Annotated in this window: 20 protein-coding genes; 10 read left to right on the forward strand and 10 right to left on the reverse strand. The window is 68.2% G+C overall.

Translation table 11 applies throughout. The features are described 5' to 3' along the window. The first annotated feature begins 1 nt into the window (after position 1). On the forward strand, positions 2-1,294 hold the full coding sequence (locus GQR91_RS14890) for a methyl-accepting chemotaxis protein (protein ID WP_149683251.1): 1,293 nt from the start codon (positions 2-4) through the stop codon (positions 1,292-1,294). A gap of 45 nt (positions 1,295-1,339) precedes the next feature. Continuing rightward, positions 1,340-2,773: a methylenetetrahydrofolate--tRNA-(uracil(54)-C(5))-methyltransferase (FADH(2)-oxidizing) TrmFO gene (gene trmFO, locus GQR91_RS14895; RefSeq protein WP_149683252.1), complete on the forward strand. Its 1,434-nt coding sequence runs from the start codon at positions 1,340-1,342 to the stop codon at positions 2,771-2,773. Here trmFO and GQR91_RS14900 read toward each other — a convergent pair. Then, positions 2,703-3,167 carry an EF-hand domain-containing protein gene (locus GQR91_RS14900; RefSeq protein ID WP_149683253.1) on the reverse strand — a complete coding sequence of 155 codons (465 nt, stop codon included), beginning with the start codon at positions 3,165-3,167 and terminating at the stop codon, positions 2,703-2,705. The two genes, trmFO and GQR91_RS14900, sit on opposite strands and share 71 nt — an antisense overlap. A 66-nt stretch (positions 3,168-3,233) precedes the next feature. After that, the gene (locus tag GQR91_RS14905) at positions 3,234-3,890 is read right to left on the reverse strand and encodes a squalene/phytoene synthase family protein (protein WP_149683313.1); all 657 of its coding nucleotides are present in this window, start codon (positions 3,888-3,890) and stop codon (positions 3,234-3,236) included. Positions 3,891-3,982: 92 nt separating this feature from the next. Between GQR91_RS14905 and GQR91_RS14910 the strand changes: the two genes are divergently transcribed. Genes GQR91_RS14910 through GQR91_RS14920 form a run of 3 tightly spaced genes read left to right on the forward strand, consistent with a single transcriptional unit; the run spans position 3,983 to position 7,058 of the window. Beyond that, positions 3,983-5,833: a TadE/TadG family type IV pilus assembly protein gene (locus GQR91_RS14910; protein WP_149683254.1), complete on the forward strand. Its 1,851-nt coding sequence runs from the start codon at positions 3,983-3,985 to the stop codon at positions 5,831-5,833. Next, the gene (locus GQR91_RS14915) at positions 5,830-6,435 is read left to right on the forward strand and encodes a TadE/TadG family type IV pilus assembly protein (protein WP_170295644.1); all 606 of its coding nucleotides are present in this window, start codon (positions 5,830-5,832) and stop codon (positions 6,433-6,435) included. Before GQR91_RS14910 ends, GQR91_RS14915 begins: the two co-directional genes overlap by 4 nt. Next, positions 6,435-7,058, forward strand: a complete 624-nt coding sequence (locus GQR91_RS14920; RefSeq protein ID WP_235904149.1) for a TadE/TadG family type IV pilus assembly protein — start codon at positions 6,435-6,437, stop codon at positions 7,056-7,058. The genes GQR91_RS14915 and GQR91_RS14920 overlap by 1 nt, the downstream gene beginning before the upstream one ends. A 41-nt stretch (positions 7,059-7,099) precedes the next feature. On the opposite strand, the gene GQR91_RS14925 is transcribed toward GQR91_RS14920, so the two are convergent. Both GQR91_RS14925 and pdhA read right to left on the reverse strand, forming a co-directional pair. After that, complete coding sequence (locus GQR91_RS14925) at positions 7,100-8,539, reverse strand: pyruvate dehydrogenase complex E1 component subunit beta (RefSeq protein WP_112382836.1); 1,440 nt, start codon at positions 8,537-8,539, stop codon at positions 7,100-7,102. A gap of 1 nt (position 8,540) precedes the next feature. Further along, positions 8,541-9,584 carry a pyruvate dehydrogenase (acetyl-transferring) E1 component subunit alpha gene (gene pdhA / locus GQR91_RS14930; RefSeq protein WP_112382835.1) on the reverse strand — a complete coding sequence of 348 codons (1,044 nt, stop codon included), beginning with the start codon at positions 9,582-9,584 and terminating at the stop codon, positions 8,541-8,543. 172 nt (positions 9,585-9,756) lie between these two features. Between pdhA and GQR91_RS14935 the strand changes: the two genes are divergently transcribed. The 3 genes from GQR91_RS14935 to GQR91_RS14945 are packed head-to-tail and all read left to right on the forward strand — an operon-like array spanning position 9,757 to position 13,225. Further along, positions 9,757-11,037: an MFS transporter gene (locus GQR91_RS14935; protein ID WP_162844002.1), complete on the forward strand. Its 1,281-nt coding sequence runs from the start codon at positions 9,757-9,759 to the stop codon at positions 11,035-11,037. Next, positions 11,034-11,954: a cysteine synthase A gene (gene cysK / locus GQR91_RS14940; RefSeq protein WP_149683256.1), complete on the forward strand. Its 921-nt coding sequence runs from the start codon at positions 11,034-11,036 to the stop codon at positions 11,952-11,954. Before GQR91_RS14935 ends, cysK begins: the two co-directional genes overlap by 4 nt. Positions 11,955-11,995: 41 nt before the next feature. Further along, positions 11,996-13,225, forward strand: coding sequence for a cell wall hydrolase (locus tag GQR91_RS14945; RefSeq protein WP_149683314.1), 1,230 nt, complete (start codon positions 11,996-11,998; stop codon positions 13,223-13,225). A 1-nt stretch (position 13,226) separates the two neighbouring features. On the opposite strand, the gene GQR91_RS14950 is transcribed toward GQR91_RS14945, so the two are convergent. Genes GQR91_RS14950 through GQR91_RS14970 form a run of 5 tightly spaced genes read right to left on the reverse strand, consistent with a single transcriptional unit; the run spans position 13,227 to position 16,680 of the window. After that, on the reverse strand, positions 13,227-15,029 hold the full coding sequence (locus GQR91_RS14950; RefSeq protein ID WP_149683257.1) for an acyl-CoA dehydrogenase C-terminal domain-containing protein: 1,803 nt from the start codon (positions 15,027-15,029) through the stop codon (positions 13,227-13,229). 12 nt (positions 15,030-15,041) lie between these two features. Continuing rightward, complete coding sequence (locus tag GQR91_RS14955; RefSeq protein WP_112382831.1) at positions 15,042-15,479, reverse strand: MerR family transcriptional regulator; 438 nt, start codon at positions 15,477-15,479, stop codon at positions 15,042-15,044. Between the two features lie 32 nt (positions 15,480-15,511). Beyond that, the gene (locus GQR91_RS14960; RefSeq protein ID WP_149683258.1) at positions 15,512-16,024 is read right to left on the reverse strand and encodes a hypothetical protein; all 513 of its coding nucleotides are present in this window, start codon (positions 16,022-16,024) and stop codon (positions 15,512-15,514) included. Beyond that, entirely contained in the window at positions 16,021-16,383 is a 363-nt protein-coding gene (gene hisI, locus GQR91_RS14965) for a phosphoribosyl-AMP cyclohydrolase (protein ID WP_149683259.1), read from the reverse strand. The genes GQR91_RS14960 and hisI overlap by 4 nt, the downstream gene beginning before the upstream one ends. 45 nt (positions 16,384-16,428) lie before the next feature. Then, positions 16,429-16,680 carry a DUF7218 family protein gene (locus GQR91_RS14970; protein ID WP_149683260.1) on the reverse strand — a complete coding sequence of 84 codons (252 nt, stop codon included), beginning with the start codon at positions 16,678-16,680 and terminating at the stop codon, positions 16,429-16,431. Between the two features lie 141 nt (positions 16,681-16,821). On the opposite strand from GQR91_RS14970, the gene purF reads away from it, so the two are divergent. Both purF and GQR91_RS14980 read left to right on the forward strand, forming a co-directional pair. Next, a complete protein-coding gene (gene purF, locus GQR91_RS14975) occupies positions 16,822-18,279 on the forward strand; it encodes an amidophosphoribosyltransferase (RefSeq protein ID WP_112382827.1) in 1,458 nt (485 codons plus the stop codon). Then, positions 18,279-18,989, forward strand: a complete 711-nt coding sequence (locus GQR91_RS14980) for an SDR family NAD(P)-dependent oxidoreductase (RefSeq protein ID WP_149683261.1) — start codon at positions 18,279-18,281, stop codon at positions 18,987-18,989. The genes purF and GQR91_RS14980 overlap by 1 nt, the downstream gene beginning before the upstream one ends. Positions 18,990-18,996: 7 nt before the next feature. Here GQR91_RS14980 and GQR91_RS14985 read toward each other — a convergent pair whose 3' ends face one another. After that, positions 18,997-21,057 carry a ComEC/Rec2 family competence protein gene (locus GQR91_RS14985; protein ID WP_174236663.1) on the reverse strand — a complete coding sequence of 687 codons (2,061 nt, stop codon included), beginning with the start codon at positions 21,055-21,057 and terminating at the stop codon, positions 18,997-18,999. Between the last annotated feature and the right edge of the window lie 27 nt (positions 21,058-21,084).

The raw sequence follows: 21,084 nt of genomic DNA on the forward strand, positions 1-21,084 counted from the left end.
GATGAGGGACATGTTCGCCGATCCGTCGCTCACGCTGCCGATGACCGCACCGACCCCCTCGATCGCCGCCGACGCCCCCGTTGCCCAAGCCATTGGCCTGTTCCGCGCCCATCCCGACCTGCGCGTTCTTCCCGTTCTGGACGACGCCCGGCGGCCGCTCGGCGCCATCTACGAGGCCGATCTGCGCGACCTGCTGTTCAGCCCCTATGGTCATGCGCTCCTCCAGAACCCCGATTTCTGCTCGCGCCTCATCGACCTCGTTCAGCCCTGCCCGGTATGCGAGGGCGACCGGCCGTTGGCGGAAAGGCTCGCGGTCCATGCCGCCGCCGGCGCGCCCGAGGGGTTGATCCTGACCCGCGCCGGTCGCTTCGACACGCTGGTCGATGCCCGCACCCTGCTGCGTCAGTCGGCGGACCTGCAACTGGAGCAGACACGCACCCGTCTCGCGCGCGCCGATGCGGTCGAGGCTGCGACGCGGGGCTTCCTGGCCGACATCGCCGCGCTCGCCGACGGGCTGACCCGCGCCGCCGAACAGGGCGCCACCACGGCGCGAACGCTGTCCGACCATGTCGGCGAGGCACGGCGCAGCGCCGCGATCGTCGCCACCGCCGCCGGCCAGACGGGCACCGCGCTGGGCGAGATCGCCGCGCGCAGCCGCGGCCTGGCCGATGCCTTTGTCACCATCGCCGCCGAACTCGCGGCGTCGCAGCGCCTGCGCAGCCAGATCGACGCGCGGGTCGGCGACGCCGGCGCACAGTCCCGGGCGCTGGCCGACAATGCCGCCGCAATCGACCGCATGCTGGTGCTGATCCACACCGTCGCCCGCCAGACCAACCTCCTCGCCCTGAACGCCGGGATCGAGGCCGCGCGTGCCGGCCCCGCCGGACAGGGTTTCGGCGTCGTCGCGCAGGAGGTGAAGACGCTTGCGATGCAGACCGGCGGCGCGGCGCAGGATGCGGCGGCCAGCGTCCAGTCGGTGCACGGCGCCGTCCAAGACCTCGTCGCCGAACATGATCGGATCGGCGAGACGATCGCCTCCATCGCCGGCAGCGCTGCGACCATCGCCTCCGCGGTGGACGAACAGCGGCTCGCACTCACCGCCATGGCCGCCAATGTCGAACAATCGGTCGATGCCGCCGCCAGCATCGATGCGCAGGCCCGGCTGGCGGACGATGCCGCCGGCCAGGTGGGCCAGGATGCGAACGCGCTGCTCGCCCTCTCCGATACGCTGTCCGCCACCGTCGCCATGCTTCGGGAGCGTGCACAAGCCTTCGTCACCGTCATCGCCGCCTGAACCCCCGCTTGGACGAACCCGCCGCAATGGATTAGGGGGCAGGACATGACCCATCAGATCCATATCGTCGGCGGCGGCCTCGCCGGCTCGGAGGCCGCATGGCAATTGGCGCAGGCCGGCATCCGCGTCCGCCTCTCCGAAATGCGCGGCGGCGGCGATGCCACGCCTGCCCATCACACCGACAGCCTCGCCGAACTCGTCTGCTCGAATTCCTTCCGCTCGGACGATGCCGACAGCAACGCGGTGGGCCTGCTGCATCAGGAGATGCGCACGCTCGGCTCGCTCATCATGGCTGAGGGCGACCGGCATCGCGTCCCCGCCGGCTCCGCACTTGCGGTGGATCGCGACGGCTTTTCCGCCGGCGTCACCGCCATGCTGGAGGGGCATCCCAACATCACGGTGGTGCGCGAGCGCATCGACACATTGCCTGACGGCCCTGCGATCATCGCCACCGGACCGCTGACCGCCACCGGCCTCGCCGACCAGATCGGCGCCGCGACCGGCAGCGACGCGCTCGCCTTCTTCGACGCCATCGCCCCCATCGTCCACCGCGACTCCATCGACATGGACACTGCCTGGTTCCAGAGCCGCTGGAACAAGGGAGCATCCGGCCGTCTGTCCCCCGGACAGACTGAAGACAGCCGGGGGCTGTCTTCACCGGATGCTGGCAAAGACTATATCAACTGCCCCCTCGACAAGGAGCAGTATCTCGCCTTCCATCAGGGCCTCGTCGATGGCGAGAAGACGCCGTTCCGCGACTGGGAGCGCGATACGCCCTATTTCGAGGGCTGCATGCCGATCGAGGTGATGGCGGAACGCGGCGTCGACACGCTGCGCTTCGGCCCGATGAAGCCCGTCGGCCTCGACGATCCGCGCACCGGACGCTGGCCCTATGCCGTGGTGCAGTTGCGTCAGGACAATGCCGCCGGCACGCTGTGGAATATCGTCGGCTTTCAGACCAAGCTGAAACATGCCGAGCAGGTCCGCCTGTTCCGCACCATCCCCGGCCTGCAAAATGCCGAATTTGCGCGGCTGGGCGGCCTGCATCGCAACACCTTCATCCGCTCGCCCGAGTTGCTCGATCCGACGCTGCGGCTGAAGTCGCGGCCCAATATCCGCTTCGCCGGCCAGATCACCGGATGCGAGGGCTATATCGAAAGCGCCGCGATCGGCCTCATCGCCGGCCGTTTCGCCGCGGCCGAGCTGCTCGGCCATGAACTTGCCCCGCCCCCGGTCGAAACCGCGCTCGGCGCGCTGCTCGGCCACATCACCGGCGCGGCGGAGGCGGAGACCTATCAGCCGATGAACGTCAATTTCGGCCTGTTCCCGCCGATCGAGGGCCGTACGAAAAAGGCGGATCGCAAGCGCATGTATACCGACCGCGCCCGCGCCGCCCTGTCCCCCTGGCTCAGCTCTCTTCCGGCGGCTCCTGTCGGGGCGCTCCCGGCGGACATTTCGCGCGAGCCGGCTTCCGCTTGACCGCGGTGGTGGCAAATTCGGCGGCGTCCATCGCGCCCGACCGGTCACGGTCGGCGCCGGTGAATTTCGCCGCCGTCTTTGCCGACCATTCCTCGAACGACAGCCGCCCGTCGCCGTCGCTGTCCAGCTTCGCATAGGCCTTGCGCCGCGACGCCAGATATTCGTCACGCGTGATCCGCCCGTCACGATCCTTGTCGTAGCGGCCGAAGCGCTTTTCCTCCCGCGTCTTGACCGTCGCCTCGGGCGCTCGTTCGGGCAGGGGCTCGGGCGTCGCGGGAACCGCCTTTGGCGCCTGGGCCAGCACCGTGCCGGCCGGCGTCCGCCCCCCAAGGATCAGCACGCCGCCACCCACCAGCGCCAATGCGCCCACGCCCCCCACCAGATATCGCCACATCGCCGCCTCCCAACGAACCCGCCGCCATCAGGCTAGGCGGTCCCGACCCCCGGCGGCAAGCCCCGCTTACCGCCCTGTCAGCCGATGCCAGGCAAGCCGCGCCACCCGCCCCGGCGATCCGGCCGCGCGTCCCCCCAGATCCATCCGCGCCGCCGTGACCAGCGCGCCCAGCACCCGCCCCTGCGCCGCCACCGACGGGGCAAAGCGGTCGTCCAGCCGTGCCCCGGCTTCTTTCCTCGCCCGTTCCGCCTGTTGCGCGTCGCTCAGATGCCGGGACAGATCGGCGAGCGCCCAACCCTCCCCCCATTGCGCGACCCGCGCATCGGCAAAGCCCGACAGATCCGCCACCAGCCGGAACAGCCCGCCGCCGCGCGCCTGCGCATGGCGCAACATGGCGTCCCCGTCCAAAGGCTCCTCCAGCAATACATCCCACCCATCGATCATCCCGGCCAATTCCGCCCCCGGCACGTCCGTCCCGGCCAGCGCCCGCAACAGCGGATGCGCGGGCGGCGACGCGTTCCCCAGCGCGCTCAGCGCCTCATGCCACCATGTCAGCCGCATCTGCCCGATCATCGGTTCGGTCGTCGTGCGCAGGATGGCGGCCAGCGTGTCGTCCAGCGCGAACAGCGCCTCCACCGCCCCACGCGCGTCAACGGGCGCGTAGCTCAGCACCAGCGTGCGTTCCGCCGCGCGCGGATCGGGGGCCGACTCGGGTGCTACCATGCTGTTAACCACCTGCATTACCATGAATTTATCCATCGCCCCCGTAGGCCAAGACGTTGAATTGGCTGGAAATGCGGAGCGTAGCGCGGGTCATGACGGCGAAGCGGATCGGGGGCAAGTCGGCGTCGCGACGCGGGCGCCTTGCCGCGTTCCTTGGCTGGCTGCTGCGCGATATCGGCGGCAACACGCTGGCGATCGGCGCGGCGGCGATGATCCCGCTGATCGGCATGATGGGCGGCGCGCTCGACGTCAGCCGTCTGTATCTCACCAAGACGCGGATGCAGCATGCCTGCGACGCGGCGGTCCTGGCCGGGCGCCGGACGATGGGCGGCGGCACCTGGAACGCCGCCTCGCTCGCCGCCGCAAACCAGTTCTTCAACGCCAACTATCCCCCCGGCGCCTATGGCAGCACCGCGTTGACCACCAGCTTTACCGAAAGCGGCGGCAAGGTTTCCGGCGCCGTCACCGCCACCCTGCCGATGACGCTGATGCGCGTGCTGGGCGCGGGCGACAAGCCGGTGACGGTCGCCTGCGACGCCGACATGCGCCTGCCCAATACCGACGTGATGTTCGTGCTCGATACGACGGGCTCGATGGCGGACCGGGCGGTGTCCACCGATAGCCAGACCAAGATCCAGGGCCTGCGTAACGCGGTAAAATGCTTTTATGAAATCCTGGCAAAGCTGCCGACCGATGGTTTCTGCACCAGCAGCAAGCCGACCGGCGGCACCTCGGGCGTACAGATCCGCTTCGGATTCGTTCCCTATGCGACCAACGTGAACGTCGGCTACCTGCTGCCGACCAGCGCGATCGCCAACCGCTGGACCTATCAGTCGCGCGAGATCGGAGCATCCGGAACCACATGGACCAACCCGGTCCAGTACGGCCAGTCGGTGACGGTGAACTACAATGATCCCTGTCCGGCACCGCCGGCCTCGACACCCACGCGTCGGTTCACAGTGCAGCGGACGCCGAACTACTTCCTGATCTTCCTCATCAACACGACCTGCACCTATTACGTCAGCGACGCGGTGCAGACGGTCACGTGGAATTACGGCGAAATCTCGCAAAACGTCAGCGGCCTGAAGAACGGGTCGACCTGGAACACCAGCTTCACCCTGCCGATCGGTCCGGGCGGCAGCCCGGCCACAATCGAATGGCGCGGTTGTATCGAGGAACGCCGCCCCACGGTATCCGGCACCAGCTTCAGCCCCATTCCGGCTGGCGCGACCGATCTCAACATCGATGCCGTACCGAACCCCGCTGATCTAGGCACGCAATGGGGTCCCGCGCTTCCCGACCTGATCTTCACACGCCGGGCGGTGGAGAACAACACGAGCAACTGGAACCGGGACGCCGTCAGCACCACCGAGAACTACGGCAACGGCTCCTATTTCGCCTGCCCTCAAGCGGCCCGCCGCCTGCAGACATGGGACAATCCTTCGACGTTCGGCAGCTATGTCGACAGCTTGACGCCGGAGGGAAATACCTATCACGACATCGGCATCCTGTGGGGCGCCCGGCTGATGTCGCCGACGGGTATCTTCGCGGCCGACAATGCCAAGACGCCGTCGGGGGGCGACATCGAACGCCACATGATCTTCATGACCGATGGCGACACGGTTACCCGCGCGTCCGACTATACCGCCTATGGCGTGGCGTGGTTCGACCGCCGCAATGTGGCCAATCCATCATCGCCTACCGCCAGCTTCAACGACGAGGTGAATGCCCGGTTCGAGGCGCTGTGCACCGCGGTCAAGAACAAGAACATCACCTTATGGGTGATTTCGTTCGGCAACGGCAGCAACGCCGATACCGAAAGCCGCCTGCAACGCTGCGCCTCGTCGGGCACCTATTATTTCAAGGCGGCGGACTCCGCGGCACTCCAGACCGCGTTCAACAGCATCGCGACCCAGATTTCGCAACTCCGGCTGACCAAGTGACTCGCCGGCCACCCCTTCTGCGCGACACACGCGGCGCGACCATCGTCGAATTCGCTCTGGTCGCGCCGATTCTGTGCCTGTTCCTGGCCGGCGCATTCGACGTCGCCCATACCCTCTACATGCGCTCGGTCCTGCAGGGCATCGTCCAGAAGACCGGCCGGGATTCGACGCTGGAAAGCTCGACCACCGCCACCCGCCAGGCCGAGATCGACGCCGCGATCACCGCGCAGGTCCGCGAGCTTTACAACGGCATCACCCCCAGCTTCTCGCGCCGCTATTTCACCACCTATGCGCAGGCCGCCGCCAAGGTCCCGGAGGTCTGGGTCGACACCAACGGCAACGGCCGCTGCGACGCGCAGGAGGTCTATGTCGACAGCAACGGCAACGGCACCTGGGACGCGGACGGCGGATCGGCCGGCGTCGGTGGTGCCAAGGACCGCGTCGTCTACACCGTCACGCTCAGCTATCCCCGCATGCTGCCGATCCACAAGTTCATCGGCGGCAGCGCGACGACCACCGTGTCCGCCACCACCGTCCTCCAGAACCAGCCCTATGCGGACCAGACCACCACCAGTTCGACGGCAACGGGGCGTTGCGCGTGATGCAGTGGCTCCGCCTGCGCCGTGACCGCCGCGGGATCGCGCTGGTGGAATTCGCCCTGATCTTCCCGATCCTGCTCACCCTGTGCCTGACGGGCGCGGAGATCACCAACTTCATCATCACCAAGATGCGGGTCAGCCAGCTCGCGCTGCAACTGGCGGACAATGCCGCGCGCATGGGGGCCGGCTCGCCGCTCGCGGCCAAGATCATCACCGAAACCGACATCAACGACCTGTTCGTCGGCGCTAACCTGCAATCGGGCGGGCTGGACCTGCGCACGAACGGCCGTGCGATCCTGTCCGATCTGGAGCAGGACCCGGCCAATGCCGGCCGCTTCCGCATCGTCTGGCAGCGCTGCTACGGACAAAAGGTCGCGCGCGCCTCCAGCTATGGCACCGCGGGCACGAACAACATGACCGGCATCGGCCCCGCAGGCCGGCAGGCAACCGCGCTCCCCAACAGCGCGACGATGTTCGTGGAGGTCTATTATGTCTATCCGCCGCTCGTCAGCGCGCGGCTGGCGCCGGCGACGGAGATCACCGAGATCGCCTCGATGGCGGTGCGCGAGCGGCGCGACCTGTCGGGCATCAACAACGTGCAGGCGGCACCCGTCTCCACCTGCTGACGGGGGAACGGCCGACCGCGGCCGCTCCCCCCGAGCGCATCCTACTTGTACGTCACCTTCTTCACCGCCTTCACCACGCGGGCCGCATCGACCAGCGCCAGCTTTTCCAGGTTGGCGGCATAGGGAAGCGGCACGTCCTCGTTGGTCACGCGCAGCACCGGCGCGTCCAGATCGTCAAAGCCCTGCTCCATCACCACCGCAGCGATTTCCGAGGCGATCGAGCAGGTCGGCCAGCCCTCTTCCACCACCACTAGGCGGTTGGTCTTGGCGAGCGATTTCAGCACGGTCTTGGTGTCGAGCGGACGCAGCGTGCGCAGGTCGATGACCTCCGCATCGATGCCCTCTTCGGCCAGCTTGTCGGCGGCTTCCAGCGAGACGCCGACGCCGATCGAATAGGACACGATCGTCACGTCCTTGCCCGGCCGCATGATCCGCGCCTTGCCGATCGGCAGCACGAAGTCGTCGAGCTTGGGCACGTCGAACGAGCGGCCGTACATCAGCTCGTTTTCCAGGAACACGACCGGATCTTCCGAACGGATCGCCGCCTTCAACAGGCCCTTGGCATCGGCCGCGTCATAGGGCGCGATCACGATCAAGCCGGGGACGCTGGCATACCACGGGCCATAATTCTGCGAGTGCTGCGCACCGACGCGGCTCGCCGCGCCGTTGGGGCCGCGGAACACGATCGGGCAGCGCATCTGGCCACCGGACATGTAGTTGGTCTTGGCGGCCGAGTTGATGATGTGGTCGATCGCCTGCATGGCGAAGTTGAACGTCATGAACTCGATCACCGGGCGCAGGCCGCCCATCGCGGCACCGGTGCCGACGCCGGCAAAGCCATATTCGGTGATCGGCGTGTCGATCACGCGACGGTCGCCGAACTCGTCGAGCAGCCCCTGCGTCACCTTGTACGCGCCCTGATACTGCGCGACTTCCTCGCCCATCACGAACACGCGGTCGTCGGCCCGCATTTCCTCGGCCATCGCGTCGCGCAGCGCTTCGCGCACCGTGGTCTTGACCATCTCGGTGCCCGCCGGGATCTCCGGATCGGCGACCTCGCCCTCATGCGCGGCCGCCTCGAACATCTGGCGCGTGCCGGTCTCGACCTTTTCCTGTGCCGGGTGGGCCGAATCCTCGACCGTGTCAGCCGGCTTGTTCTCGTCGGCCTTGGCCTGGCCCTCGGGGCTGTCGTCCTTGGTGGCGCTGCCTGCACCTGCCGCCGCGGCCGAGACGTCCTCGCCCTCTTCGGCGATCAGCGCGATAGCGGTGCCGACCTTTACGTTGTCGGTGCCCTCGGCGACGATGATCTTGGCGATCACGCCCTCATCGACCGCTTCGAATTCCATCGTCGCCTTGTCGGTCTCGATCTCGGCCATGATGTCGCCGGACTTGACCGTGTCGCCTTCCTTCACCAGCCACTTGGCCAGCGTGCCCTCTTCCATCGTGGGCGACAGGGCCGGCATCTTGATCTCGATCGCCATCTCAGTAACGCTCCACCAGCACTTCAGTGTAAAGTTCGGCCGGATCCGGCTCGGGGGTCTGTTCCGCGAAGTCGGCGGCGGCGTTCACTTCCTTGCGGATCTGCTGCTCGATCGTCTTCAGCTCGTCCTCCTTCACGCCCTGCTCTTCCAGCAGCCGCTTGACGTGGTCGATCGGGTCGGACTTGTCGCGCACGCCCTGCACTTCCTCGCGGCTGCGATACTTGGCCGGGTCGGACATGGAGTGGCCGCGATAGCGGTACGTCTTCATTTCCAGGATCACCGGGCCCTTGCCCGCACGGACCCAGGCCAGCGCCTCCTCGGCGGCCCCGCGACAGGCCAGCACGTCCATGCCGTCCACCTGGATGCCCGGAATGCGGAAGCTTTCGCCCCGCTTGTAGAGCTGGTCCTCGGACGAGGCGCGATTGACGCTGGTGCCCATGGCGTACTGGTTGTTCTCGATCACGAAGATGATCGGCAGCTTCCACAGCTCGGCCATGTTGAAGCTCTCGTACACCTGGCCCTGGTTGGCCGCGCCGTCGCCGAAATAGGCAAGGCACACGCCACCGTCGTTGCTGTACTTGTGACCGAAGGCGAGGCCGGTGCCCAGCGACACCTGCGCGCCGACGATGCCGTGGCCGCCATAGAATTTATGCTCGGTCGAGAACATGTGCATCGACCCGCCCTTGCCCTTGGAGATGCCGGCGGCACGCCCGGTGAGCTCGGCCATGATGACCTTGGGATCGATGCCATAGGCCAGCATGTGGCCATGGTCGCGGTATCCGGTGATCACCGAATCCTTGTCGCCGTCCAGCGCGGATTGCAGGCCGACGGCCACCGCTTCCTGGCCGATATACAGGTGGCAGAAACCACCGATCAGGCCCAGGCCGTAGAGCTGACCGGCCTTCTCCTCGAAGCGGCGGATGAGCAGCATGTGCTTGTAGAAGTCGAGCAACTCCTCGCGCGTCGCCTGGTATGGCTGCGGTTCGGCGGGGCGCTCCCGGTTAGGGACGGGCGGTTCGGTCGAACGGCTTGGGGCTTTGGCCACAGTCGGGAACACCTTTGTTTCCGTAGGGGAGGATGCCCGCCTATAAGCGCGATTTCGCGCGAAACTCAAACCCCTTCGATGGTGCAGTGCAGCACGACCTCAGCTTCGCATGGCAGAAGCGTTGCCATGGTTGCCAGTTTGCCGCAGGCCCGCTTAAAGACCCACCAATATCATGGACAAACCCCTGCATCCGTTCCGCATCGCCAACTTCCGCGCCTATTGGCTGTCGCGGTTGTCGGGCACCATCGCACAGACCGCGCTGGCCATCGTCATCGGCTGGCAGGTCTATGGCCTGGCGCGGCAGACCATGGACGTGCGCGACGCCGCCTTTCTGCTCGGCATGATCGGCGCGGCGCAGTTCGTGCCGCTGTTCCTGCTGACCCCGATCACCGGACTCGTCGCCGACAGTGTCGACCGGCGCTGGATCGTACGCGCCACGACCGCGCTCATCATGCTGGTGTCCGCCGGGCTCGGCTTCCTCACCTGGGCCGAGGCATTGACCCTGCCGGCGCTGTTCTGCGCGGCGGTGCTGATCGGTATCGCGCGTGCCTTTACCGGCCCGGCCTATTCGGCGCTCGCCCCCAATCTCGTGCCGCGCGAAAGCCTGCCCACCGCCATCGCGATATCCTCGATCGCATGGCAGGTCGGCTCGATCGCCGGGCCCAGCGTCGGCGGGCTGCTTTATGCCATCCACCCCGATGTCGCCTATGCGACCGTCACCGGCCTGTTCGTGGTCGCCCTCCTGACCATGCTCACCATCGGCCCGGTGCCGCAGCCGCCCGCGCAAAAGGACCGGCGGCCGCTCGTCCGCATCCTGGAGGGCTTTTCTTATGTCCGCCGCAACCGGCTGGTGCTGGCGGCGATCACGCTCGATCTGTTCGTCGTGCTGCTCGCCGGCGCGACCGCGCTGCTGCCCATCTATGCGCGCGACATCCTGCATGTCGGCGCGCAAGGACTGGGGCTGCTGGCCGCGGGCATGGGCATCGGTGCGGCGACCACCGCGATCTGGTTCTCCTTCCGCCCGATGAAGAGCAATGTCGGCGTGAAGATGCTGATCGCCGTGATCGTCTTTGCGGTCGCCATCCTGACCTTCGGCATCTCCACCTCCTTCCCGCTCAGCGTCGCCGCGCTGATCGTCGCGGGCGGCGCCGACATGGTCTCGGTCTATGTCCGCCAGTCGCTGATCCAGTTGCACACGCCCGACGAGATGCGCGGGCGGGTCTCGGCCGTGTCGCAGCTCACCATCTCCGCCTCCAACGAACTGGGCGAGGCGGAAAGCGGCCTGCTCGCCTCGCTGCTCGGCCCCGTCGGCGCGGTGGTGGCGGGGGGTTGCGCCGCGATCGTCGTCACGCTCGCCTGGGCGCGCCTCTTCCCTGAGTTGAAGCGCGCACGGACCTTCGATCCCCCCGATATGTTACAGGTTGAACCTCAGCACGGAGAAGCGAAGCCATGAAGGCCAACACGATCCTGGATACGATCGGCAACACGCCGCACATCAAGATCCAGCGCCTGTTCCCGCAATCCGAGGTGTGGATCAAATCCGAACGGTCCAATCCCGGCGGATCGATCAAGGACCGCATCGCCCTCGCCATGATCGAGGCGGCGGAAGCGGACGGCAGCCTGCAACCCGGCGGCACCATCGTCGAGCCGACCAGCGGCAATACCGGTGTCGGCCTCGCCATGGTCGCGGCGGTGAAGGGCTACAAGCTGATCCTCGTGATGCCAGAGTCGATGTCGATCGAGCGTCGCCGCCTGATGCTCGCTTATGGTGCGACCTTTGACCTCACGCCGCGCGAGAAGGGCATGAAGGGCGCGATCGAACGGGCGCTGGAGCTGGTCCGCGAAACGCCGGGCGCGTGGATGCCGCAACAGTTCGAGAACCCGGCCAATATCGACGTGCACGTCCGCACGACTGCGCTGGAGATCCTGAACGACTTCCGGGACGCGCCGATCGACGTGCTCATCACCGGCGTCGGCACCGGCGGCCACATCACCGGCGTCGCCGAAACGCTGAAGAAGGAATGGCCGGAGCTCAAGGTCTTCGCGGTCGAACCCGCGGCCTCGCCGGTCATCGCCGGCGGCCAGCCCGGACCGCACCCGATACAGGGCATCGGCGCCGGCTTCATCCCCGCCAACCTCCACACCGCCGCCATCGACGGCGTCATCGAGGTCGACGCCTCCGTCGCCAAGGACATGGCCCGCCGCTCCGCCACCGAAGAGGGCATCCTGGTCGGCATCTCGTCGGGCGCCACCCTCGCTGCCATCCTCCAGAAGCTCCCCGACCTCCCCGACGGCGTCCGCGTCCTCGGCTTCAACTACGACACAGGCGAACGCTACCTCTCCGTGCCGGACTTCCTGCCCGAACAGTGACGCCCATCCCTGAACAGCGCGTAAGAGGACCCTTGCGCGCTATCCTTTGCGCGATCGCTGCCACGGCGGTGATCGCGCCGACCCTGGTCGTCACCCACGCGCCGGCCACGCCGGTGCGGCCCCGCGCGCACGTCAAGGCACCGCCACAGCGCGTCGTCCCCAAGGCGGAGGTACCGCCGGTCGAACCCGTCGCCTTTGTCGACCTCGCCCCCGACGAGGCGCGCGCCTATAATGCCGGCATCCCCTTCTCCACCGCCCCCAATCCCGCCGCCCGGCCCTTCCGTATCGTTGGCTCGGCCGAAGACCGCGCGCGGGCGCTGGACTGTCTGGCGACCGCGGTGGTTTACGAGGCGGGCGACGACTCGGTTGGCGAACGCGCCGTGGCACAAGTCATCCTCAACCGCCTGCGCCACCCCGCTTTCCCCAAGACCGTCTGCGGCGTCGTGTTCGAGGGGCAGGAACGCACCACCGGTTGCCAGTTCACCTTCACCTGCGACGGTGCGCTGGATCGCTGGCACCCCTCCGACATCGCCTGGCGCCGGGCGCGGCAGGTGGCGGAACTGGCGCTGAACGGCGCGGTCTATCGCCCGGTCGGCCATGCGACCCATTATCATACCGACTGGGTCGTCCCCTATTGGCAGTCCAGCCTCGACAAGGTGGCAGGCGTCGGCAGCCACCTGTTCTTCCGCTGGTCGGGCTGGTGGGGCACGCCGCCCGCCTTCAACCGCCACTGGACCGGTGGCGAGCCGGTGATCGCCAAGCTCGCCGACCGCTCCGACGCGCACCGCATGGGTGAAGCGCTGGTCGCCGCCGACGCCGCCATGGTCGAAGCCGGCGTCGCGACCGATGGCGCCGTCCCCGCCGCCATCGCCCCCGTCCCCGGCGAGCCCAACAGCTTCCTGCTCACCTTGCCAAAGGGTGTGACCTCCGACGCCCTGCCGGCTCTTGCGCAGCGCACCTGCGGCGATCGCAAGGCCTGCAAGGTCATGGCCTGGAGCGACGCGGCCGCCACCCCCCGCACCCTGCCGCTCGACATGGCTCAGGTCGCCGCCATGGCGTTCAGCTATCTGCGCGATCCCGACAGCGGCATCGAGCGCCAGCTCTGGAACTGCGCGGTCTTCCCCCGCTGGAAACCGTCCGACTGCATGAAGCGCCAGACCTTGCGCGCGGAACCGGTCGCCTCGCCCACCCCGTCGCCGGTCGCCGAACTGGACGGCGTCCGCCGGCGCAGCGTCACCGCCCCCCCGGCCGAACCGCCCCGCCAGCCCTGATCTACGCCGCCAGGAACGCGTCCTCGGGCAACGCCATCAGGCTGTCCGCCCCGCCCTCGATCTTGCGGCGCAGCGCGCCCGCATCGGGCAGCATCCGCTCGCCAAAGAACCGCGCCGTCACCAGCTTGGCCTCCAGAAAGCCTGCGTCCCCTTCGCCCGCCGCCTTCAACCGCGCGGCGGCGCGCGCCATGCGCAGCCACATCAGGCCGACCGCGACCAGCCCCATCAGGTGCATATAGGCGACCGCGCCCGCCCCGACATGATTGGGGTTCTTCAGGCCGTGTCCGACGAACCACATCGTCGCCGCCTGCAACTCGCCCAGCGCCTTCTCCAGCCGCCCGGCCAGATCCGCCGCCGCCGCGTCGCCTTTGGCCTCCGCGACCTCGGTTGCCACCATCTGGAAGAACGCCTGCACCGCGCGGCCATTCTTCTGCGCCAGCTTGCGACCGACCAAGTCCATCGCCTGTACGCCGTTGGTGCCCTCGTAGATCATCGCGATCCGGGCATCGCGCACATATTGCTCCATCCCCCATTCGGCGATGTAGCCATGTCCGCCGTAGACCTGCTGCGCGTTGGTCGCGACCTCATAGCCCTTGTCGGTGCCCACCCCCTTGATCACCGGAGTGAGCAGCCCGATCAGGTCCGCCGCGCGCTCGCGGTCCGCCTCGTCGGGCGCGGCATGCTCCAGATCGGCTTGCAGCGCGGCCCACAGGCACAGCGCGCGCAGCCCCTCGGTCCATGCCTTGCCCTCCATCAGCATGCGGCGCACGTCGGGATGGACGAACAGCGTATCGGCCTTTTCGTCCGGCTCGGCCGCGCCGGTCAACGCGCGCCCCTGCCGCCGGTCGCGCGCATAATGCACCGCGTTCTGATACGCGACCTCGGCCACGCCCAGCCCCTGCAACCCCACGCCCAGCCGTGCCGCATTCATCATGATGAACATCGCGGCCAGCCCCTTATTCTCCTCGCCGACCAGCCAGCCCGTCGCCCCGTCATAGTTCATCACGCAGGTCGAATTGCCGTGGATGCCCATCTTGTGCTCGATCGAGCCGCAGGTGACGGCGTTGCGGGCGCCCAGCGATCCGTCGTCGTTCACCAGCACCTTGGGCACCACGAACAGCGAGATGCCCTTGGAGCTGTCCGGCGCGCCCGGCGTCTTGGCCAGCACCAGATGGATGATGTTGTCGGTCAGGTCATGCTCGCCCGCCGAGATGAAGATCTTGGTGCCGGTGATCGCATAGGAGCCATCCGCATTCGGCTCGGCGCGCGTGCGGATCAGCCCCAGGTCGGTGCCGCATTGCGGCTCGGTCAGGTTCATCGTGCCGGACCATTCGCCCGACACCATCTTGGGCACGTACATCGCCTGCTGCTCGGGGCTTCCCTTGGCGACCAGCGCCGCGATCGCCCCGTGGGTCAGCCCCGGATACATGGCGAACGCCATGTTGGCGGAGATCAGATATTCTTGGAACGCCACGGAAATGCTGTGCGGCATCCCCTGCCCGCCATGTTCGGGCTGATTGCCCAGCGTCGCCCAGCCGCTCTCGACATATTGGCGATACGCGTCCTTGAAGCCTTCCGGCGTCGTCACCGATCCGTCGTCATGACGCGTGCAGCCCTGCCGGTCGCCGACCTGGTTCAGCGGGAAAAGCACCTCCGCCACGAAGCGGCCGCCTTCCTCCAGCACCGCCTCCACCACATCGGGCGACGCCGTCTCGAACCCCGGCAGATTGGCATGTTGTTGCAGCCCGATCACATGGTCGAGCACGAAGCGCGTATCGCGCACGGGTGGCGTGTACTGGGGCATCCTCTTGCTCCTTCAGGCTTGTTTTTCGTTGTCGTTGCTGTCGTGGACCTGAGCTGCCTCGACCACCGCGACAAAGTCTCTCAACTCCGCGATCGCCGCGTCGATGTCGCGCTTCTGCGCTTCCAGCAGGTCGATCCGCCCCAGGCACCGCTCGATCGACACCTGCCGCTGCACCCGCCGCCCGTCGCCCAGATCGTACAGGTCGATCATCTCGCGGATTTCCGCCAGGCTGAACCCGACCCGCTTGCCGCGCAGGATCCACGCCAGCCGCGCGCGATCCCGGTGCGAATAGATGCGCTGGGTGCCGCGTCGCTCCGGCGCGATCAGTCCTTCGTCCTCGTAGAAACGCAGCGCCCGCGCGGTCACCCCGAACTCGTCCGACAGGTCGGATATGGTGTGATGCTCCCGGTCGCTGGGCGACGGGATCAGGGCATAGGCGGCACTGGACATGCCGGCGACGCTACCTGCCCTTTACGTCAACGTCAACCATCAGCACCGCAGAGTGGCGCCTGATCGGCGGCGCGCAGCGTCCGCGCCTCCGCCACCGACGCGCTCAGCCGCTCCACCGACATCGCCGCCAATGTCGCCCGTCCGGTGCACAAGGCGGCGCAAGGCTCGGGCAGTTCGGCGGGAAAGACGATCCGCTCGCCATCGAACTGCGCATCGAACCGGCAAGTCCCGAGCGTCACCGCCAGATCGCCGCTTCGTCGCCGGCGCACGGTGCCGGCCGCGCTGCACCCGTTGCCCGGTCCATAATCCAGCAGGATGCCGATCCGATCCGCCTCGGCCTCCTCGCCCGGCACGATGCACATCCGGTCGTCGTCGCGCGCCCAGCTTCCCTGAAGCGAGGTGCTTTCCGGATCGATCACCAGCCCCGCCGCGATCGCCGCCTTTTCCAGCCGCGCGCCCGCAGGGTCGTCGTCGCCGCCCTTGTTCCCGGCACCCGGCGATCCGCAACTTGCCAGCAACAGCGCCGCACCGGCGATCCACCTCATGCGGCGGGCGCCAGCCGGTCTCCCTCGACGCGGCGGTAGAAGCAACTCGTCGCCCCCGTATGGCATACCGGTCCCGCCGGCTCGCAGATCAGCCACAGCGCGTCCTGATCGCAATCGATCCGCATCTCGGTCACGCGCAGCACGTGCCCCGACGTTTCGCCCTTCTTCCACAGCCGCCCGCGACTGCGCGACCAGAAATGCGCCTCACCCGTCGCCTGCGTCGCGGCAAAGGCTTCGGCGTTCATATGGGCCACCATCAGCAACCCGCCCGAGGCGGCATCGGTCACCACCGCGGTCAACAATCCGTTGGCGTCATATTTGGGGTCGAGCGTCAGCCCGGTGTCGCGTGGATCAGCCATGGCGCGCCGTCTAGCAGGTCACGGCGTTCGCGAAAACGCCGCCGGTCAGCCGTGGTCGCGGATCGCCTTCACCAGCCCGGCCTTGTCCATCTTGGATCGCCCCTCGATCCCGATCTTGCGTGCCTCCGCCAGCAGGTCGGCCTTGCTTCGGTCCTCGAGCTGCGTGCCGCGATGCTCCAGCGAGCCCTTGGCCTTGGCATTGGCGATCCGCGCCGCCTTCTCCTTGGACGCCCCGCCCTTGCGCAGGTCCTCGTAAAGCGTGTCGTCCTTGATCTGCTTGCCGTGATCGCGCGCCATGCCTTTGACCCTCCCGTCAGGCGCCCGAAACGCCCGAAGCGGTAAAATGCTCCAGCCCCGACATGACAAACAGGCGACAAACCCGATCGCCGCTCCTATATGCCCGCCAGCCCCGCCAGCAACGTGTGAGCCTCCCCTTCCATGCTGACCACCCATCCCTTCGACGACGACAAACTCCGCGAGGAGTGCGGCATCTTCGGCGTGTCCGGCAGTTCCGGCGCCGCCGCGCTGGTCGCGCTCGGCCTGCACGCGCTCCAGCACCGCGGCCAGGAGGCCGCCGGCATCACCAGCTTCGACGGCCATCTGTTCCATACGCACCGCGCGATGGGCCATGTCGCCGGCAATTTTGACCGCGACGACGTGATCCGCGCGCTGCCCGGTGACGTGGCGGTCGGCCATGTCCGCTATTCGACCACGGGCGAGACCGCGCTGCGCAATGTCCAGCCGCTTTATGCCGATCTGTCGACCGGCGGTTTCGCGGTCGCGCATAACGGCAATATCTCCAACGCGATGAAGCTGCGTCGCGAACTCGTCCGCCGCGGTTCGATCTTTCAGTCGACCAGCGATACCGAGACGATCATCCACCTCGTCGCCACCTCCAACTACCGCACGCTGCTCGATCGCTTCATCGACGCGCTGAAGCAGGTGGAGGGTGCTTACTCGCTGATCGTCACCACGCCCGAGGGGATGATCGCCTGCCGCGATCCGCTCGGCATCCGCCCGCTCGTCATGGGCCGGCTGGACGATGCGGTGATCTTCGCCTCCGAGACGGTCGCGCTCGACGTGTGCGGCGCGACCTTCGAGCGCGCAGTCGATCCGGGCGAGCTGGTCATCGTCCAGGGCACAGAGATCCGCTCGATCCGCCCGTTCCAGGCGGTGGCGCCGCGCCCTTGCATCTTCGAATGGGTCTATTTCTCGCGCCCCGATTCCATCGTCGACGATCATTCGATCTATTCGGTGCGCAAGGGCATCGGCGCGCAACTCGCGATCGAAGCGCCGGTGGAGGCTGATCTGGTCATCCCGGTCCCCGATTCGGGCGTGCCCGCCGCGATCGGCTATGCGCAGCAGTCCGGCATCCCGTTCGAACTCGGCATCATCCGCTCGCATTATGTGGGTCGCACCTTCATCCAGCCGGGCGACAAGGTGCGCCACCTCGGCGTCAAGCTGAAGCACAATGCCAATCGCGCGCTGATCCAGGGCAAGCGCATCGTGCTGATCGACGACTCGATCGTGCGCGGCACCACCAGCCTGAAGATCGTGCAGATGATGCGCGAAGCGGGCGCGGCGGAGGTGCACATGCGCATCGCCAGCCCGCCGACCCGGCATAGCTGCTTCTACGGCGTCGACACGCCGGAGCGCGCCAAGCTGCTGGCGGCACAGCACGATCTTGGCGGCATGACCGACTTCATCCATGCCGACAGCCTGGCCTTTGTGTCGATCGACGGTCTCTACAAGGCATTGGGCGAGGCGCGCCGCGCCGATATCCGCCCGAAATATTGCGATGCCTGCTTCACCGGCGCCTATCCGACGACGCTGACCGATTATGACGAAAGCGCCACCGTCGATCAGTTCCAGATGCTTGCGGAGCGCGTCGTCTGATGCCGGGTCCGCTTTCCGGCACGCTGGCGCTGGTCACCGGCGCCAGCCGCGGCATCGGTGCCGCCACCGCGATCGCCCTGGGGGCGCAAGGCGCGCATGTCGTGCTCACCGCCCGCACCGCCAAGGGGCTGGAGGAGGTCGAGGAAACGATCTTCAACGCCGGCGGCTCCGCCACCATCGCTCCGCTCGACATGACCGAAACGGACGCCATCGCCCGGCTTGCCGGGGCGATCGGTGACCGCTGGCAGGCGCTCGACACGCTGGTGCTGAACGCCGGCACGCTGGGATCGCTCGCCGCGGTGCCCGCCATCGATCCGCGCGAACTGGCGCAGGTGCTGACCCTCAACGTCAGCGCGCAGGCCGCGATGATCGCCGCCTTCGATCCGATGCTGCGCCGGTCCAAGGCCGCGCGCGTCATCGGCGTCACTTCGTCGGTGGGCCGCAACCCGCGCGCCTATTGGGGCGCTTACGGCGCATCGAAGGCGGCGTTCGACACGCTGCTCGGCGCCTATGGTGACGAAATGGCGGAGATCAGCCAGGTTCGTGTCGCCATCGTCGACCCTGGCGCCACCCGTACCAAGATGCGCGCCCGCGCCTATCCGGGTGAGGACCCTGCGTCCGTCAAGCCGCCGGAAACCGTCGCCGCCCGCATCGTCGCGCTGGCGACCGACGGTTTCGAACCCAATCACCGCGAACGCGTCGACGCCTGACACGCCTTTAGCGGCCGGCCATCCTCCACGGATGCCGGTCGCCCGGTCGGCGGACGGTGCGAAGCGACCCGTCGCCCAGCGCCACCGCCACCCCGCCCGTTTCGCGCAGCGTTGCCCGATCCAGCCGCAACCAGCGCGGCCGGCATCCTCGCGGCAGGGCGCGCTCGCTCACCACGATATCCGCCGCCCTGCACGCCGCGACCAATTCGGCCCAGGGCACGCGGTAGGCGCTGCGCGTCGCCAGCACCCGCCGTCCCGCCACATCGACCAGGCACAGGTCGCGACTGCACCGCGCATCGGGCTGTTCGGACAGCATCAGCGGCACGCCGTCGACCCCGCCCGCCCCGGCCATCACGTCGCTGACATAATCCCCCGTCCGGTCGCGCAGCAGCGCTAGCCCCGCCGCCGTCCGCACCGCGACATGCCGCCCGTCCCCGGTCACGATCACGTCCGGCGCCGGCGTCAACAGCGCCCAGCCCAACCCGATCGCGATCGGCACCAGCCCGCCCCGTCGCACCCGCGTCCGCCACAGGGCCAGCCACAGGCCGCCGCCGACGATCAACGCAAAGGCGCCGTCGGGCATCACGGGCACCGCCGCCACTGCGCCGGGCCACCCCGCCACCAGATGCGCCAGCGCCAGCAACAGCGCCAGGGCCTGCCCCACCAGCCACCAGAGCGGCGCCCCCAGCCCGACCGTGTCGAGCAGCAACGCCCCCGCCTCCAGCGGCATCACCACGAACGTCGTCCAGGGGATCGCCACGATATTGGCCAGCGCCCCGTAAAGCCCCGCCTTATGGAAATGATAGGCCGCGATCGGCAGCAACGCCGCCTCCACCACCAGCCCGGTCAGCAGCAGCATCGCCGCGCCCTGCACCATCCGACCGCCCCGCGTCTCCCGGGGCAGGCTCCACGCCCGCACCGCCGGATGCTCGTGCAGCGCCACCAGCGCCGTGATCGCTGCAAAGGACAGCTGGAAACTCGCCCCCGCCAGCGACTCGGGCCAGCCGGCCAGCACCACCATCGCCCCCGCCGCCACCAGCCGCAGCGTCATCGCCTCGCGCCCGATCGCCAGCGCCGCCAGCACCAGCAGCGCCGCCACGCACGACCGGATCGTCGGCACCTCCGCCCCGGTCAGCCACGTATAGCCGATCGCCGCTCCGGCCCCCACCAGCCCCGCCACCACCGGCAATCTGATGCGCAACGCGACCCATGGCCACAATGCCAGCAGCCGCATCGTCACCACCATCGCGATCCCCACCGCCGCGGTGATGTGCAGCCCACTCACCGACAACAGATGCGCCAGCCCCGCCCTGCGCATTGCCTCCGCATCCGGCTCCGCGATCGCCCCCACATCCCCCGTCGCCAAAGCCGCCGCAATGCCACCCGCGCTTCCCGGCAACCGGCTGATGATATGCGCGGACAGTCGCGCCCGCACCCGCCCGGCCGCCGGATCGCGCTCCTCGACCAGAACCGGGCCTAGACTGCGCCCCATCGCGCCGATGCCATTGAACCATGCCGCCCGCGCCGCATCATAGGCGCCCGGCACCGCCGGGTCCGGCGGCGGCATCAGCCGTGCCCGCAACCGCACGACCTTCGCCCCGCCAAGATCGGCAGGCGCGTCGCGCTCCGTGACGTTCACCCGCACCCGCGGCGGCAGGCCCCCGCCATGTACGACCCGCAGCGTCAGGCGTACCAGCTCCCGCGCCGGCAGCGGTTCGACCCGCTCGACCCGCGCGGTGAATGCCGCCACCACCGGCCGCATTAGCACCGGCGCCGCCACCCGATCGGCGCGCCACCATATCCATCCCAGCCCAAGCGCGATCATCAGCCCGGCCATGCCGATCGCCCGCGCGAGCCGTCCGCCCCCGGCCATCGCCAGCGCCACCGCGGCCACGCCGCCCGCACCCAGCATCACCCCCGCCCAGCCCGGCGGGTCCGGCAGCACGAACCACAGCGCGACGCCAAGCCCTGCCATCACCGGCACCCACAGCGCCAGTTGGTCGCGCTCCGCCTCCAGCCACCGTTCCACGGCACCTGATCCCGGTATTTGGCGCCGGGGGAGCGACATGCTAGGGGCGGCGGCGGCTGAACTGGC

The organism is Sphingomonas carotinifaciens (assembly GCF_009789535.1).
Taxonomy (GTDB): Bacteria; Pseudomonadota; Alphaproteobacteria; order Sphingomonadales; family Sphingomonadaceae; genus Sphingomonas; species Sphingomonas carotinifaciens.

Coding starts and splice junctions, on each gene's coding strand:
- GQR91_RS14935 (WP_162844002.1), top strand. CDS start 9,757: ATGGACAAACCCCTGCATCCGTTCCGCATCGCCAACTTCCGCGCCTAT.
- cysK (WP_149683256.1), top strand. CDS start 11,034: ATGAAGGCCAACACGATCCTGGATACGATCGGCAACACGCCGCACATC.
- GQR91_RS14910 (WP_149683254.1), top strand. CDS start 3,983: ATGACGGCGAAGCGGATCGGGGGCAAGTCGGCGTCGCGACGCGGGCGC.
- GQR91_RS14970 (WP_149683260.1), bottom strand. CDS start 16,680: ATGGCGCGCGATCACGGCAAGCAGATCAAGGACGACACGCTTTACGAG.
- GQR91_RS14955 (WP_112382831.1), bottom strand. CDS start 15,479: ATGTCCAGTGCCGCCTATGCCCTGATCCCGTCGCCCAGCGACCGGGAG.
- GQR91_RS14905 (WP_149683313.1), bottom strand. CDS start 3,890: ATGGTAGCACCCGAGTCGGCCCCCGATCCGCGCGCGGCGGAACGCACG.
- GQR91_RS14920 (WP_235904149.1), top strand. CDS start 6,435: ATGCAGTGGCTCCGCCTGCGCCGTGACCGCCGCGGGATCGCGCTGGTG.
- GQR91_RS14950 (WP_149683257.1), bottom strand. CDS start 15,029: ATGCCCCAGTACACGCCACCCGTGCGCGATACGCGCTTCGTGCTCGAC.
- trmFO (WP_149683252.1), top strand. CDS start 1,340: ATGACCCATCAGATCCATATCGTCGGCGGCGGCCTCGCCGGCTCGGAG.
- GQR91_RS14960 (WP_149683258.1), bottom strand. CDS start 16,024: ATGAGGTGGATCGCCGGTGCGGCGCTGTTGCTGGCAAGTTGCGGATCG.
- GQR91_RS14900 (WP_149683253.1), bottom strand. CDS start 3,167: ATGTGGCGATATCTGGTGGGGGGCGTGGGCGCATTGGCGCTGGTGGGT.
- GQR91_RS14925 (WP_112382836.1), bottom strand. CDS start 8,539: ATGGCGATCGAGATCAAGATGCCGGCCCTGTCGCCCACGATGGAAGAG.
- purF (WP_112382827.1), top strand. CDS start 16,822: ATGCTGACCACCCATCCCTTCGACGACGACAAACTCCGCGAGGAGTGC.
- GQR91_RS14985 (WP_174236663.1), bottom strand. CDS start 21,057: ATGTCGCTCCCCCGGCGCCAAATACCGGGATCAGGTGCCGTGGAACGG.
- hisI (WP_149683259.1), bottom strand. CDS start 16,383: ATGGCTGATCCACGCGACACCGGGCTGACGCTCGACCCCAAATATGAC.
- GQR91_RS14890 (WP_149683251.1), top strand. CDS start 2: ATGAGGGACATGTTCGCCGATCCGTCGCTCACGCTGCCGATGACCGCA.
- GQR91_RS14980 (WP_149683261.1), top strand. CDS start 18,279: ATGCCGGGTCCGCTTTCCGGCACGCTGGCGCTGGTCACCGGCGCCAGC.